General features: G+C 66.3%; 14 protein-coding genes. 6 read left to right on the top strand and 8 right to left on the bottom strand.

Features of this window, described 5'->3' with window-relative positions; all coding sequences use genetic code 11:
• Positions 1–50 precede the first annotated feature (50 nt).
• The 3 genes from ntrC to dusB are packed head-to-tail and all read right to left on the bottom strand — an operon-like array spanning position 51 to position 3596.
• Complete coding sequence (gene ntrC, locus ACWKSV_RS05130) at positions 51–1505, bottom strand: nitrogen regulation protein NR(I) (protein WP_076716362.1); 1455 nt, start codon at positions 1503–1505, stop codon at positions 51–53.
• A 38-nt stretch (positions 1506–1543) separates the two neighbouring features.
• Positions 1544–2611, bottom strand: coding sequence for a two-component system sensor histidine kinase NtrB (locus ACWKSV_RS05135; RefSeq protein ID WP_076716364.1), 1068 nt, complete (start codon positions 2609–2611; stop codon positions 1544–1546).
• Positions 2595–3596, bottom strand: a complete 1002-nt coding sequence (dusB, locus tag ACWKSV_RS05140) for a tRNA dihydrouridine synthase DusB (RefSeq protein WP_076718176.1) — start codon at positions 3594–3596, stop codon at positions 2595–2597. Before dusB ends, ACWKSV_RS05135 begins: the two co-directional genes overlap by 17 nt.
• A gap of 92 nt (positions 3597–3688) precedes the next feature.
• Between dusB and ACWKSV_RS05145 the strand changes: the two genes are divergently transcribed.
• From ACWKSV_RS05145 to ACWKSV_RS05155, 3 genes are read left to right on the top strand one after another with little or no spacing between them, the layout of a single operon-like run.
• On the top strand, positions 3689–4849 hold the full coding sequence (locus ACWKSV_RS05145) for a bifunctional 2-C-methyl-D-erythritol 4-phosphate cytidylyltransferase/2-C-methyl-D-erythritol 2,4-cyclodiphosphate synthase (RefSeq protein WP_076716365.1): 1161 nt from the start codon (positions 3689–3691) through the stop codon (positions 4847–4849).
• Positions 4846–5370 carry a hypothetical protein gene (locus ACWKSV_RS05150; protein WP_076716367.1) on the top strand — a complete coding sequence of 175 codons (525 nt, stop codon included), beginning with the start codon at positions 4846–4848 and terminating at the stop codon, positions 5368–5370. The genes ACWKSV_RS05145 and ACWKSV_RS05150 overlap by 4 nt, the downstream gene beginning before the upstream one ends.
• A gap of 1 nt (position 5371) precedes the next feature.
• Positions 5372–5872, top strand: coding sequence for a CinA family protein (locus ACWKSV_RS05155; RefSeq protein WP_056434885.1), 501 nt, complete (start codon positions 5372–5374; stop codon positions 5870–5872).
• Here the strand turns inward: ACWKSV_RS05155 and ACWKSV_RS05160 are convergent.
• Together ACWKSV_RS05160 and lipA are read right to left on the bottom strand one after the other, a co-directional pair.
• Positions 5833–6291, bottom strand: coding sequence for a type II toxin-antitoxin system RatA family toxin (locus tag ACWKSV_RS05160; protein WP_076716368.1), 459 nt, complete (start codon positions 6289–6291; stop codon positions 5833–5835). The two genes, ACWKSV_RS05155 and ACWKSV_RS05160, sit on opposite strands and share 40 nt — an antisense overlap.
• Positions 6291–7214, bottom strand: coding sequence for a lipoyl synthase (gene lipA, locus ACWKSV_RS05165; protein ID WP_076718178.1), 924 nt, complete (start codon positions 7212–7214; stop codon positions 6291–6293). The genes ACWKSV_RS05160 and lipA overlap by 1 nt, the downstream gene beginning before the upstream one ends.
• Before the next feature lie 152 nt (positions 7215–7366).
• On the opposite strand from lipA, the gene ACWKSV_RS05170 reads away from it, so the two are divergent.
• The gene (locus ACWKSV_RS05170) at positions 7367–8017 is read left to right on the top strand and encodes a carbonic anhydrase (RefSeq protein ID WP_056434883.1); all 651 of its coding nucleotides are present in this window, start codon (positions 7367–7369) and stop codon (positions 8015–8017) included.
• A 94-nt stretch (positions 8018–8111) separates the two neighbouring features.
• Here the strand turns inward: ACWKSV_RS05170 and aspS are convergent, their stop codons facing one another.
• Complete coding sequence (aspS, locus tag ACWKSV_RS05175) at positions 8112–9923, bottom strand: aspartate--tRNA ligase (protein ID WP_076718179.1); 1812 nt, start codon at positions 9921–9923, stop codon at positions 8112–8114.
• Positions 9924–10061: 138 nt separating this feature from the next.
• Here aspS and rnd point away from each other — a divergent pair, with 138 nt between their 5' ends.
• Positions 10062–11240, top strand: a complete 1179-nt coding sequence (gene rnd, locus ACWKSV_RS05180) for a ribonuclease D (RefSeq protein ID WP_156884286.1) — start codon at positions 10062–10064, stop codon at positions 11238–11240.
• Positions 11237–11524, top strand: a complete 288-nt coding sequence (locus ACWKSV_RS05185) for an I78 family peptidase inhibitor (protein ID WP_076716371.1) — start codon at positions 11237–11239, stop codon at positions 11522–11524. Before rnd ends, ACWKSV_RS05185 begins: the two co-directional genes overlap by 4 nt.
• On the opposite strand, the gene ACWKSV_RS05190 is transcribed toward ACWKSV_RS05185, so the two are convergent.
• On the bottom strand, positions 11511–12983 hold the full coding sequence (locus tag ACWKSV_RS05190) for a Ppx/GppA family phosphatase (protein WP_076716373.1): 1473 nt from the start codon (positions 12981–12983) through the stop codon (positions 11511–11513). The genes ACWKSV_RS05185 and ACWKSV_RS05190 overlap by 14 nt on opposite strands.
• A 17-nt stretch (positions 12984–13000) precedes the next feature.
• Entirely contained in the window at positions 13001–15169 is a 2169-nt protein-coding gene (locus tag ACWKSV_RS05195) for an RNA degradosome polyphosphate kinase (protein WP_076718181.1), read from the bottom strand.
• Positions 15170–15180: the final 11 nt, after the last annotated feature.

Consider the following 15180-nt stretch of genomic DNA (forward strand, 5'->3'; position numbering starts at 1 on the left):
TTGCAATCGTACAACGTGAAGCGTGTCCTGCAAGCCACAATTCGTGAAAATTATCCCAAGGCCTCTCCACCCTCGTCATCGCCATTGACGGGGATGTTCAGCGTATCGAGGCGCTTGCGTAGCGTATTGCGGTTGATGCCCATGGCGCGCGCTGCACGAAGCTGGTTGCCGCCGTGGCGTGCGAGCATCGCCTCGATCAGGGGACGTTCGACCTCGCCGATGATCCGGTCATAGAGCGTGCCGTCATCCAGCGATGTCGGCTGCGACATGGCGAGACGCGCGATATAGGCACGCACCGCCGCCGACAGGTCGCCATCCGCAGCCGCAGCGCCGACCGCTATGGAAGACGAACGCGCCTCCCCCAACATCGTCCGCACGGCTTCGGCATCGATCACCTCGTCGCGCGCGAGCACGGCGAGGCGCCGCATCATATTCTCAAGCTCACGAACATTGCCCGGCCAGTCATGGGTGACCAGCACGTCGAGCGCATGGGTATCGATCCGGCGCTTGGGCAGTCCCTGTAGCGCGGCATTCTCCAGGAAATGCCGGGCGAGCAGCGGAATATCCTGCCTTCGTTCGCGAAGGGCCGGCAAGGCGATCGGCACGACATTCAGGCGATAGAACAGGTCCTCACGAAATTGCCCCGAGGCCACCTGCTGGCTGAGATCGCGGTTGGTCGCCGCCACGATGCGGACATCGGTACGGATCGTCCGCGCGCCGCCGACCGTCGTGAACTCGCCTGATTGCAGGACACGGAGCAGACGCGTCTGCGCCTCCATCGGCATGTCACCTATCTCGTCGAGGAACAGCGTACCGCCCGCCGCCTGCTCGAACCGGCCAGCATTGCGCTGGGCCGCGCCGGTGAAGGCGCCGCGTTCGTGCCCGAACAGCTCGGCCTCGATCAGTTCGCGGGGAATGGCGGCCATGTTGAGCGCGACGAAGGGCGCGGCGCGGCGAGGGCCGAGGTCGTGGATCGCCCGCGCGACCAGTTCCTTGCCGGTGCCCGACTCGCCCGAGACGAGAACGGTCAGGTCGGTGGACACGACGCGGGCGATCACACGGTACACGCCCTGCATCGCCTGCGACCGGCCGATCAGCGGCAGCGCACGGTCATCCTCGCCCAGCCCATCCTCGACCAGCACGCCGCGCCGGGCGAGCGCGCCGGCGACCGCATGGGTCAGCGCGTCGAGGTCAAAGGGTTTGGGCAGATACTCATACGCCCCGACCTCTGCCGCGCGGACGGCGGTGGTCAGCGTGTTCTGCGCCGACAGGACGATGATCGGCAGGGCGGGAAACCGCTCGGCCACGCCCCGGATATGATCGATACCGTCGCCGTCCGGCAGGATCACGTCTGTGACCAGCACGTCCGGCGCGCCACCCGCAAGGATACGGTCGAGCCGCGCCAGCGTCTCGACCGTCGTCACCTCGTGGCCAGCCCGCCGCAGGGCCTGGCCGACGACGGTCCGAATCGCGGCGTCGTCATCGACGACGAGGACATGACTCATGACTTGGGGTTCACGATTGGGGGCTCATGGATGGGCTCTCATGGGTGGGCTCTGGGCAGAAGCAGGCGGAAGACGGTCATTTCCGGCGTGCCCTCCCTGGTATATTGGATGATCCCGTTCATGTCGCGAACGAGCTTGTCGACGAGTGCGAGGCCAAGCCCCTGCCCCTCGCGCCGCCCCGACACGAACGGGTCGAACAAATGGTCGACGATATCGGCTGGGGCGCCGAGGCCATTGTCGATCACGCAAATCTCGATCGGCAGCGGCAGACGGGGCTGCCCCTCGCCTGCGCTGACCGACATGCCGTGACGATAGGCGGTGGTCAGGACGATATGCGGGTTGCGAACCGCACGGACGGCCTCGCGCGCATTCTTCAACAGGTTGATGACGATCTGGAGCAGCGCGTCGCGATTGATCCGTGCCGGCGGCAGCGAAGGGTCGAACCGCTCCTCGATCGGAATGCCCCGCGCAAAGCCTGCCAGGGCAACGCCACGGGCATGGCCGAGCAGCGGATAGATATTCTCCGACGCCAACGGCAGCGGCCGGGTATCGCTGAAATCCTGCATCCGGTCGATCAGCGCGGCGATGCGGTCGACCTCGGTCGTAATGAGCGTAGTCAGTTCGCCGCCATTGAGCAGCTGCGCCGCGCCTCGGATGCCCGACAGCGGATTCTTGATCTCATGCGCCAGCATCGCGGCGGCCCCCACCGCCGCCCGGGCGCCCGCGCTGCGATCCGAAGCATGGGCCAACCGACGCGAAGGTCCTGCACTATGCAAGGTGATGGCGCGCCAGCCGGGATAGTCGGGGATCTGCGCCTCGACGAAATCGACCCTGATCTTCGGTCCGTGCGGTATGGCGATCACCGTGTCGTAGACGGCAAAGCCATGCCCGTCGCGACTGCGCGGCGCATCGGGCGGCGGCAGGATCGCGGCGAGCGGCTGCCCGGTCATCAACCGCTCGGACAGGTTGAGCAGTTGCTCGGCCAGCCCATTGGCATGGGCGATACGATCGTCGGGATCGACCACGACCACGGCGACCGGCAGCGCGCCGAACAGCGCGCCGAAACCGGGCCGACCGTGACCGGCCGTGTCAGGCAGCCGCTGCAAGCTCGATCTGCGGCATGTAGAAATCGTACAGCATCGCCTTGACCCGCTCGGCGCTGGCTTCGTGGTTCACCGTGTTGCGGAACTCGGCCGAGCCATGCAGGCCACGGGTGTACCAGCCGATATGCTTGCGGGCCATGTTGACGCCCGTCTCGGTGCCATAATGATCCAGCATCGCGTCGTAATGCTCGGTAACGGCGCGATATTGTTCGTCGAGCGCCGGGTCCTCGCGGCGTTCGCCGGTGGCGAACCAGTGCATCACCTGCCCCAGCAGCCAGGGACGGCCATAGGCTCCGCGCCCGATCATGATGCCATCCGCTCCCGACTGGTCAAGCGCCTTGTCGGCGTCGTGGATCGAACAGATGTCGCCATTGGCGATGACCGGGATCGACACCGCATCCTTGACGTTGCGGATGAACGCCCAGTCGGCGCTACCCTTGTACATCTGGTTGCGGGTGCGGCCGTGGACGGTGATCATCTTGACGCCGATATCCTCGGCGATGCGCGACAGTTCCGGCGCGTTCAGGCTGTCATGGCACCAGCCCATCCGCATCTTCAGCGTCACCGGCACGTCGACCGCCTTCACCGTCGCCTCGATGATCGCCGAGGCCAACTTCAGGTCGCGCATCAGTGCCGAGCCCGCATCGCCATTGACCACCTTGCGCACCGGGCAGCCCATGTTGATGTCGATGATCGCGGCCCCGCGATCAGCGTTCAACTTGGCCGCCTCGCCCATTTCATAGGGCGTGCAGCCGACCAGCTGCATCGACACCGGCTCTTCCAGCGGATGCCAGGCGGCCTTCTGGATCGACTGGCGCGTTTCGCGGATCGCGGCCTGGCTGGCGATCATCTCGGTGACGTTGAGGCCCGAGCCGTAACGGCGAACGAGCGTGCGGAACGGCATGTCGGTGACGCCGGTCATCGGTGCCAGCACGACGGGGCTGTCGATCGTCACCGGACCGACCTGAATGGGAGCGAGATTACGCATCATACTGCCTGAAAATTAAGCAGTCGCCATACGGGAAGTGGGCCGCCATGGCAAGATTGGCGACTGAGCCGAAAAGTCGCTAGGCGGACCCTATGAGCCAGGATGGAAAGATCGCCGCACTGATCGTCGCGGCGGGCGGGGGTTCCCGCATGGGCGGCGGCGTACCGAAGCAGTTTCGCGATCTCGGTGGTCGGCCAATGCTCAGCTGGAGCCACGCCGCCTTCACCTCGCACCCGGCGGTCGACATCGTCCTAACGATGGTCGCGGAAGAGCAGATCGATCATGCGCGGTCATTGCTACCGGGCGCCTGGGTGGAGGCGGGCGGTGCCAGTCGTCGGGAATCGGTGGCACGTGGCCTGCGCCATCTGGCGCTGGCAGGTGTCACGCAGGTGTTGATCCATGACGCCGCGCGCCCTTTCCTGTCGGTGGACGTCATCGACCGCGTGCTGGCGGGGCTTGGCTCGGCCGATGGGGCGATGCCCGTCCTGCCCGTGGCCGACACACTCGCCCGGTCGCTGGACGATGCCCTGGGCGAAACCGTCCCCCGCGAAGGCGTGGTCCGTGTCCAGACGCCCCAGGCTTTCCATCTGCAAGCCGTGATCGCCGCCCACGCCGCCTGGCCCGCCGAAGCGGAAGCTACGGACGACGCACAGATGGTGCGACGGCTTGGCGGGCGCGTCGCTTTGGTGCAGGGCGATGCCATGCTCGAGAAAATCACCTATCCCGACGACATGACCGGAGCCGATATGCGCCTGACCTGGGAAACCCGGACCGCGATGGGCTATGACGTCCATCGGCTGGAAGATGGCGAGGAATTGTGGCTGGGCGGCGTGCTCATCCCCCATCATCAGGGCCTGTCGGGGCATAGCGACGCGGACGTCGCGCTCCACGCGCTGACCGATGCGCTGCTCGGCACGATCGCGGCGGGCGATATCGGCACGCATTTCCCGCCCAGCGATCCGCAGTGGAAAGGCGCCGAGTCGGGCCAGTTCCTCGCGCACGCCGCCAAGCTGATCGCCGACAAGGGCGGCCGGATCGATTTCGTCGACCTGACCATCATCTGCGAAGCGCCGAAGATCGGCCCGCACCGCGCGGCGATGGTGGAGCGGATCGCCGGGCTGCTGAACATCGACCAGAGCCGGGTGAGCCTGAAGGCCACGACCACCGAACGGCTGGGCTTTACCGGGCGTGGCGAGGGGATCGCGACCCAGGCGGTGGCGACCGTCCGCCTGCCCGGCGGGGCGGCGGCATGAAGCGGCTGGGCCTGATCGTCGCGCTGGCCGCACTAATCGCCCCCGAGGTCGCGACGGCGCAGCGGGCCTGCATCACCGCGCCCGAGGCGGAGGCGATGACGCTGGTCGCCATGCCCGACATCCTGCGCGAGACCGGCCGGGTGTGCGGCGCACGGCTGCCCGCCAACAGCCTGATCCGGGGCGGCGGTTCGCTGATCTCGAAATATGAAAGTGCGGCCGACCAGGCATGGCCCGCCGCACGGGCGGCGATCGTCAAGCTGTCCGATCCCGCGATCGATACGCTGCTTCAGTCGGACTATGCCCGGCCGCTGCTGACCTCGCTGTTGGTGCCGTTCATCGTCGGGCGTATCGGCCTGGAGGATTGCGGGACGATCGACCGGCTGGTGACGCAGTTGGCCCCCCTGCCCCCGCGCAACATGGCCGGGGTGGTCGTGACCGCCCTACAATATCTAAAGACCGAAAAGGCACGGGGGCGGCAGGTGGCCGTGCCCAACCTGCCGCTCTGCACCAACGGAAACTGATATGGACGTCCTTCTTCCCCGCGAGCTGATCGAACTGGCCGAGCGCGTCGTCGTCGCCAACCGCGCGGCGGGTCGGCGCGTGGCGCTGGCGGAAAGCTGCACCGGCGGTCTGGTCGCGGCGGCGCTGACCGAGATCCCCGGATCGTCCGACGTCGTCGAGGCGGGGTTCGTGACCTATTCGAACCAGGCCAAGATCAGCCTTTTGAAGGTCAATCCGGAAGTGATCGAGACCTTCGGCGCCGTCTCGACCGCCACCGCCTGGGGCATGGCGCAGGGTGCGCTGGCCGCCAGCGAGGCGGACGTGGCGGTTGCGATCACCGGCGTCGCGGGCCCGGGTGGCGGCACGGCGAAGAAGCCGGTCGGAACCGTCGTCTTCGCCCAGGCGCTACGCGGCGGCGACCCTGAGGATGTGAAGGCCGAACGTCACGAGTTCGGCGATATCGGTCGCGGCGGTATCCGGCTTCAGGCGGCGCTGTTGGCGTTGGAGTTGCTGCTGCCGTAAAGCTTGGCGGCGCGATCCTCGAACGCGCCGATCATGCGGCGGAGTGCGGTGCCGAACACCTGCCCCGCCAGCATCTCGAACACCCGGTTCTTGAACGCGAAGTCGACGGTGAAGTCGACCGCGCAGCCCTGCTCCTCCGGGCGGAAGCGCCAGTTGTTGCGCAGATACTTCAGCGGGCCGTCGAGATATTCGACATCGATCGATCCCGGCCGGTCTTTGGTGACGCGGCTGGTGAACGTCTCACGCAGCCCCTTGAAGCCGACGATCATGTCGGCGACCGTCTCGGTCGGCGTGTCCGAGCGGACCCGCATCGCCGACACCCAGGGCAGGAACTCCGGGTAGCGGGCGACATCCGCGACCAGATCGAACATCTGCTCCGGCGTATAGGGCAGATGCCGCGTCTCGCTATGCTTGGGCATCAGCGCGCGCTTGCGAGCTTCGCCTCGCGGGCCGACCGCAGCCGCTCGAAATCGTCGCCAGCATGATAGCTGGAGCGGGTCAGCGGCGAGCTGGCGACCAGCAGGAAGCCCTTAGCCCGCGCGATCGCGGCATAGGCATCGAACGCCTTGGGCGTCACGAACTCCGCGACCTTGGCATGGCGCGGCGTCGGCTGGAGATACTGGCCCATGGTCAGGAAATCGATATCGGCCGAGCGCATGTCGTCCATCACCTGATGGACCTCCAGTCGCTCCTCGCCGAGACCCAGCATGACGCCGGACTTGGTGAAGATCGACGGATCATGCCGCTTCACGCTCTCTAGCAGGCGAAGCGAGGCATAATAGCGCGCACCGGGCCGGATCGTCGGATAGAGCCGGGGGACCGTCTCCAGATTGTGGTTGTAGACGTCCGGACGCGCCTCGACGATCGACTCGATCGCGGCCTGCGCCTTGTTGCGGAAGTCGGGCGTCAGGATTTCGATCGTCGTGTCGGGCGTCGTGCGGCGCAGCGCCTGGATCACCTTCACGAACTGCGACGCACCGCCATCGGGCAGGTCGTCGCGATCGACCGAGGTGACGACGATATGCTTCAGCCCCATCTGCGCCGCGGCATCGGCGACATTCTGCGGCTCCATCGCGTCGACCTTGCGCGGCATGCCGGTCTTCACGTTGCAGAAGGCGCAGGCACGGGTGCAGGTGTCGCCCAGAATCATGACGGTCGCATGCTTCTTCGACCAGCATTCGCCGATATTCGGGCAGGCCGCTTCTTCGCAGACGGTCGTCAGGCTCTTGGCACGCATCAGCTCGCGGGTCGCGGCGAAACCGGCGCTCGTCGGGGCCTTGACGCGGATCCAGTCCGGCTTACGCGCGCGCACCGGCGCGGCCAACGGTGTCAACTCGTTCATGCCCGCGAAATAGCGATGCTGTCCGCCCGACACAATGCCCACGAGCATGGCGAACATATCGGTGGACAGACACATTTTGATATGGAACCGAAACGGCCATGCTCGGGTTCGCCTGCTACAGCATCGTTTCCTTCATTGGATAAGAGAGAGCAATGACCGACTTTAACGACCTCGTGGATGGCTATCAGCGCTTTCGGACCTCCGATTGGCGTCGCCAGCGCGACCGCTGGGCCGAGTTGAAGGAAGGCCAGAGCCCCAAGGTGATGGTGATCGCCTGTTCGGACAGCCGCGTCGATCCGGCGCAGATTTTCGACACGCTGCCCGGTGAAATCTTCGTCGTGCGCAACGTCGCCAACCTCGTCCCCCCCTTCGAGACGGGCGGCGGTCATCACGGTGTCTCGGCCGCGCTGGAATTCGCGGTGACGCAGTTGGAAGTGACCGACGTCGTCGTCATGGGCCATGGCGCCTGCGGCGGCTGCAAAGCCGCGCTGACGCAAGGGTTCGCCCATGCCCCGCAGGGCGAAGGCGGGTTCGTGTCCGATTGGGTCAGCTTGCTCGACGGCGCGCGTGAGAAGGTCATCGCCAAGCATGGCGACGGTCCGGACGCGATGCGTGAGATGGAACTCGAATCGGTCCGCACCTCGATCGCCAACCTGCGCACCTTCCCCTTCGTCACCAAGCGCGAGGAAGCCGGTACGCTGACGCTGCGCGGTGCCTATTTTGCGATCGCCGACGGCGTGCTGCACCTGATGGACGAGAGCGGCGAGTTCAAGCCCGCCGCCCCGGCACTGGTCGCGGCGTAAGGAAGTCGGTCCGGGCCCCTGGCCCGGACACGACACGCGAAAGGGCGGACGCCGCATCCGGCGCCCGCCCTTTTTGTTATCCTGTGATCCGGGATCAGCCGGCCGACGCGACGACCTGATCCACGTCCTTCTTGGCTTCCGCTGTCGAACGAAGCGACAGTTCGCGCATCTGCTTGTTGCTGGGCAGGCTGGGCGCGCCCATCAACAGGTCTTCGGCGCGCTGGTTCATCGGGAACAGCGAGATTTCGCGCAGATTCTGCGCACCGCAGATCAGCATGACGATCCGGTCGACACCGGCGGCCATGCCACCGTGCGGCGGCGCGCCGTACTGGAAGGCGCGGTAGAGGCCGCCGAAGCGCTCCTCGACATCCGCCTTCGACAGGCCGACCTTCTCGAACGCGGCGACCATCAGCTCGGGCGACTGGTTGCGGATCGAACCCGACGCGATTTCGAAGCCGTTGCAGACCAGATCATATTGATAGGCCTTCAGCGACAGCGGATCGGCGGAGTTCAGCGCCTCCATGCCACCCTGCGGCATCGAGAAAGGGTTGTGCGCGAACTCGACCTTCTTCTCGTCCTCGTCCCACTCGTAGAAGGGGAAGTCGACGATCCAGCACAGGCGGAACGCGCCCTCCTCGATCAGGCCCAGCTGCTCGGCGACGCGGGTGCGTGCGAGCCCTGCGAGCTTGGCCGCCGCCTCGACCTTGCCCGCCGCAAAGAACAGGCCGTCATCGGGGCCGAGGCCCAGGGCGGCGTAGAGCGCTTCCATGCCCTCGGTGCCATGGTTCTTGGCGATCGGACCGCCGAACTCGCCGCCCTTGCGGGTCACATAGCCCAGGCCCGCATGACCTTCGGCGCGCGCCCACTCGTTCATCTCGTCGAAGAACTTGCGGCTCTTCTCGGCGGTCTTCGGTGCCGGGATCGCGCGGACGACCCCGCCCGAGCCGACGATCTTCTCAAACAGGCCGAAGCCCGAGGTCGTGAAATGCTCCGAGACATCGGTGATGATCAGCGGATTGCGCAGATCGGGCTTGTCGTTGCCGTACTTCAGCATCGACTCCGAGTACGGGATGCGCGGGAACTGGCCGATCGGCGTGACGGTGCGGCCATCGGCGAACTTTTCGAAGATGCCGCCGATCACCGGCTCCATCGTCTCCCACACCTCTTCCTGCGTCACGAAGCTCATCTCTAGGTCGAGCTGGTAGAATTCCCCCGGCAGACGGTCGGCGCGCGGGTCCTCGTCGCGGAAACAGGGTGCGATCTGGAAATAACGGTCGAAACCCGCGACCATCAGCAGCTGCTTATACTGCTGCGGCGCCTGGGGCAGCGCGTAGAACTTGCCCGGATGGATGCGGCTCGGCACCAGGAAGTCGCGCGCGCCCTCCGGCGACGACGCGGTCAGGATCGGCGTCGAATATTCGGTGAAGCCACCGGCCTCCATGCGACGACGCATGTCGGAGATCACTTGCGTGCGGCGCACGATATTGGCGTGCAGCGTCTCGCGGCGAAGGTCGAGGAACCGATAGCGCAGGCGGATATCTTCCGGATATTCCTGCTCGCCCGCCACCGGCATCGGCAGTTCCTCGGCCGCCGACAGCACGGTCGCGCCGCGCGCGAACACCTCGATCTCACCGGTCGCCAGATTGGCGTTGACGGTTCCCGCCGAGCGCGCCTTCACCACGCCGTCGATCGTCACGACCGATTCGACGCGGACGCTTTCCAGGATGGCCAGCGCGGGCGTGTCGCTGTCGGCGACGATCTGGGTGATGCCGTAATGGTCGCGCAGATCGACGAACAGCACGCCGCCATGATCGCGCTTGCGATGGACCCAGCCGGACAGGCGGACCGTCTCGCCGACCGCTTCAGCAGTCAGCGCGGCGCAGGTGTGGGTACGATAGGCGTGCATGGCGGACATTCTCTGTACGTCTGGGGAAAGTGCTGCCGCTTCCCCGCCCACCCCCAATTTGTCAATCCCAATGTGCCCAGGGTGGGCGTTTGCGCGTTCCTCTTTGTCAACCCGCGCGGGTCGGGCTATGTGCATGCGATGCACGTTCATCCGTTGATTACCGACAGCGCCACGCTCGCCAATCTCTGCGCCCGTCTCTCGCAGGCCGACTATGTGATGGTCGATACCGAGTTCATGCGGGAAAGCACCTATTGGCCGGAGCTTTGCCTGATCCAGATCGCCGATACCGAAGAGGCCGCCGCGATCGATCCCAAGGCGCCGGGGCTGGACATGACCCCGCTGCTCGATCTGCTGGTCAACAATGATCAGGTGCTGAAGGTCTTCCACGCGGGCGGCCAGGATATCGAGATCATCTACAACCTGACCGGCAAGACCCCGCATCCCCTGTTCGACACCCAGATCGCGGCGATGGCGCTGGGCCAGGGCGAGCAGATCGGTTACTCGAACCTAGTCGACAGCTGGCTGGGCATTTCGGTCGACAAGGGCGCGCGCTTCACCGACTGGTCGCGCCGCCCGCTCGACCAGCGCCAGGTCGATTATGCGATTGGCGACGTCACCCATCTGGCCGCGATCTTCCCCAAGATGCTGGAGCGTCTGCGCAAGACCGGGCGCGGGGCGTGGCTGGACCAGGAAATGGAGCGGCTGGCGGACCCGGCGCACTATGCCAACGATCCCGATGTCGCGTGGAAGCGTGTCCGCGTCTCGGGCCGCAAGCCCGATATGCTCGGCCGCCTGAAGGCGCTGGCCCGTTGGCGCGAACTGGAGGCGCAGGCCAAGGACCTGCCGCGCGGTCGCCTCGTCAAGGATGAGACGCTGGCCGACCTCGCCGGGCATCCGCCGCGCAAGCAGGCCGATCTGGCCAAGGTCCGTGGCCTGTCCGCGACCTGGGCGGGCAACGACATCGGCGCGCGCCTGATGGACGCGCTGGACGGTGCCGAACCGCTGAGCGCCGACGAACTGCCCGCTCGGGACGATCGCAAGCCGGGACTGGGTCGCGAGGGTGCGCTGGTCGCCGATCTGCTCAAGCTGCTGCTGAAGATCCGGGCGCGCGACATCGATGTGGCACCGCGCCTGCTCGCCCGCGCCGACGATCTGGAAATGCTGGCGGCGGGGGTTCGCTCCGACCTGTCGGTGCTCGACGGCTGGCGGTTCGAGCAGTTCGGGCGCGACGCGCTAGATCTGGTCGAGGGCCGCACCGGCTTCGTCGTAAAGGGCGGCAAGTTGAAGATGGTCCGTACCGCCGAGGACCCGGCATGACCCGCTGGGCTATCCTACTCGCCATACTGCCGCTCGCCGCCTGCGTGACGACGCCGAAAGCCCAGGGGCCTGCCGATGTGTCGGGATGCGGTGACGGCAAGGCAGCCGACCTGATCGGCAAACGCTGGACCGAGGCGCTCCGCGCGCCGACGCAGAAGCGCACCGGTGCGCGGGACCTCCGGGTCATCGCACCGGGCAATGCCGTGACGATGGATTATCGACCCGACCGGCTCAACATCGAAACCGATGCCGAGGGCCGGGTCGTTCGGCTCAAGTGCGGGTAAGCCGCACCGGAGTCTTGCCCAAGGCGGCGGCGAGCGTTGCATGGCGACGCTCCACCGCTTCGCCATAAAAGCCCCGATCTGCTTCCAGCATTTCCAGGCCGAGACGGGTGTCGTCCAGCACGAGCCCCGTCCGTTCCAGCGGCCCGGCCAATCCGCCGCTGAGCCGCTGGCCCAGCCGGATCGCCAGACCCCAGCTGGTCGCCAACTTCAACTGCGCGGGGCTGGCAAGTTCGGCGAGCGGTGACGGCACGTCCAGGCCGCCGCCCAGGCTGGTGTGGAGTGCCTGCGCCAGCATCGCCCGCGCCTCCGCATCGATGCCGACCCAATTGCCGTGAAGCGCGATCTCGACACCGCGTTCGGCGCGGAATTCCGGGTTCGCCCGCCAGCCCACATCGGCCAGCAGACAGGCCGCGTGACGCAGCCTTGCCTCTGCCGTCGCCTCGCCCGCGAAGAGCGGCGCGATCCAGCTTTCTAGCAGATCGCCATGCTCGGGGAAGCGACCCAGCAGCCGCCCTTCCTCGCGTGCCGCGACGATCAGCGGATCGAGTGCCCGCGTCTTGGCGTCCAGCCCGCCATAGAGAAGCCCCTCACGAAGACCGAAGGCGGACACCACGGTCGTACTGCTGCCCAGATGCTTGAGCAGCACGCTGAGCAGCGCGGTCGCATCCGCCAGCGTCGCGGCGCGGCTGGACGACAGCCCCTTCACCTCGCGCAGGCGGGCCTTGCTGAGATGCGGGATGGTCCGCGACAGGCGCAAAATGTCGAGCGGCGTCAGTTCGTAATGATGGATGATGGGCAGCGGATAATCGGCCAGCGTCATGTCCAGCCGCGCCAACGCACGCCACGAGCCGCCGACGAGGTAGAAGGGCAAACCACGCCCGCGTCCTTCCCAGCCCGCCTCCTCGATCAGGCGGCCGATCAGCCGCTCGAACGCCTTGCTGCCCTTTTCGCGCAGCGCCGGGATACGCAACACGCCGAGCGGGAAGGAAACGCGGTCCTCGACGCCGCCGTCGCGGACCCGCACCAGTTCCAGGCTGCCGCCGCCCAGATCGCCGACGATCCCATCGGCATCGGGAATGGCCGAGAGAACACCCTCTCCCGCTGCCTTGGCCTCCTGTTCTCCGGACAGAAGCTCGACCTCCAGCCCCAGCGACTCGGCACAGGCGATCAGTTCGCCGCCATTGGCCGCGTCGCGCACCGCCGCCGTCGCGACCGTGCGGAGCGTGGTGACGCCCATTTCGCGCGCCAGACTGGCGAAACGGGCCAGCGCGACCTGCGCCTTGCCGAGCGAAGCCGGATCGATCGCCCCGGTTGCCGCCAGTCCGCGCCCCAGACCCGCCATCACCTTCTCGTTGAACAGGATCGCAGGGAGGCGCGGCGGCCCCTGATAGACGACCAGGCGGACCGAGTTGGAGCCGATATCGATGATCGCCGTGCGCGGCGCGCGGGAACCTGCCATCTCTCAGCGCGCGCCCGTCAACGCTGCCGCCGGAGCGACAGGGTCGGCACCGCCTTGCTGGTGTCGAGCGCGGCACCGCGCCCCGAAAGCGAGGGATTGGTCATGAAATACCGATGCAGGTTGAAGGGGCGCTGATCGCCGGGCTGATCGCGGACATAGCTGCCGTCCGGCTCCAGTTCCCAGCTCTGTTCGTTGTCGAGCAGATTGGCGACCATCACCTGGTCGAGGATCTGGTCATGGACGGTCGGGTTGAGGATCGGCAGCATATATTCGACCCGCCGGTCGAAATTGCGCGGCATCCAGTCGGCCGAGGAGATGAAAACCTTGGCCGCGTCATGGGGCAGCGCCTTGCCGTCGCCGAACGCCCAGATACGGCTATGCTCCAGAAAGCGGCCGATGACCGACTTCACCCGGATATTCTCCGACATGCCAGGCACACCGGGGCGCAGGCAGCAGATGCCGCGTACGATCAGGTCGATCTCGACCCCTGCGCCGCTCGCCTCATAGAGCTTCTCGATGACCTGCGGATCGACCAGCGAGTTGACCTTCGCCCACAGGCTGCCGGTCCGTCCGGCACGGGCATGGGCGATCTCGGCATCGATCAGCGCCATCAGATTATGGCGCAGATCGCGCGGCGACAGGCTGACCCGGTTCATGGCCACGGGTTCGACATAGCCCGTGATGTAATTGAACATCTGCGCCGCATCGCGCCCCAGCAGAGGGTCGGCGGTGAAGAAGCTCAGATCGGTATAGATGCGCGCGGTGATCGGATGATAATTGCCCGTGCCGAAATGGCAGTAGGTGCGGAAATCGCTGCCCTCGCGCCGGACGACCATCGACACCTTCGCATGCGTCTTCCAGTCGATGAACCCATAGACGACCTGCACCCCCGCCCGCTCCAGCGCGGAGGCCCAGTACAGATTCTGCTCTTCGTCGAACCGCGCCTTCAGCTCGACGATCGCGGTCACCGACTTGCCCGCCTCGGCCGCCGCGATCAGCGCATTGATGATCGCCGACTGCTTGCCCGCGCGGTAGAGCGTCTGTTTGATCGCAACGACATCGGGATCCGCGGCCGCTTGTTTCAGGAAGGCGATCACCACCTCGAACGTTTCATAGGGGTGATGGACGACGATGTCCTTGGCCTTGATCGCGGCAAAGCAATCGCCCGCGAATTCGCGGATACGCTCGGGGAAACGGGGGGAATAAGGCGGGAATTTCAGGTCCGGCCGATCCTCGTCGACCAGCATGTCGAGATCGCCGATGCCCAGCAGGTTGCCACTCTCGGTGATGATCGCGTCGGACCCGCCCAGTTCCCCGCGCAGCACATCGGCGAGTTCGTCGGGCATGCCGGTCTCCAGCTCCAGCCGGATCACCCGCCCGCGCCGCCGCCGCTTGATGGCGTTGGCGAAGTAGCGGACCAGATCCTCCGCCTCTTCCTCGATCTCGATATCGCTGTCGCGCAGCACGCGGAAGGTCGCGGCGCCGTTGACGACATACCCCGGAAACAGCAGCCCGGAGAAGCGACGCAGGATCGTCTCGATCGAGACATAGCGGGCGCCCTCGCCCGGCAGGCGGACGAAGCGCGGCATGGTCGACGGAATCATGACAAGCTCGCGAATCGGCGCCTTGTCCGACACGCGGGTCAGGTCGAAGATCATCGACAGACCCTTGTTGGGGATGAACGGAAACGGGTGCGCCGGATCGAGCGCCTGCGGGGTCAGTATCGGGAAAATCTGTTCGCGGACATGCGTTTCCAGCCAGGTGCTCGCCTCCTGGTCGATGGCATCGCGTCGCAGAACGAAGATACCCGCCTCGTCGAGCAGGTTACGCAGGTCGCCCCAGACCTCCTGCTGGCTGGCCATAAGGCGATCCGCCTCGGCAACGATGCCGCTCAGCTGCTGCCCCGGTGTCAGGCCATCGACCGACCGCTGTTCGACATCCTGCGCCTGCTGGCCCTTCAAGCCCGCCACGCGGACCATGAAGAACTCGTCGAGGTTCGATCCCGAAATCGACAGGAAGCGCAGCCGCTCCAGCAGCGGGTGCGCCGTATTGCACGCCTCTTCCAGCACGCGGCGGTTGAAGGCCAGCCATGACAGCTCGCGGTTGAAGTACCGCCCGTTCGGCTCCGTCGCGAAATGATCGTCGTCGGGTTCTGACATTTGCGCGATATGGGCAGGACGGGTCATCATGTCTCGCT

The sequence above is a fragment of the Sphingomonas sp. SphC10 genome (assembly GCF_057004845.1).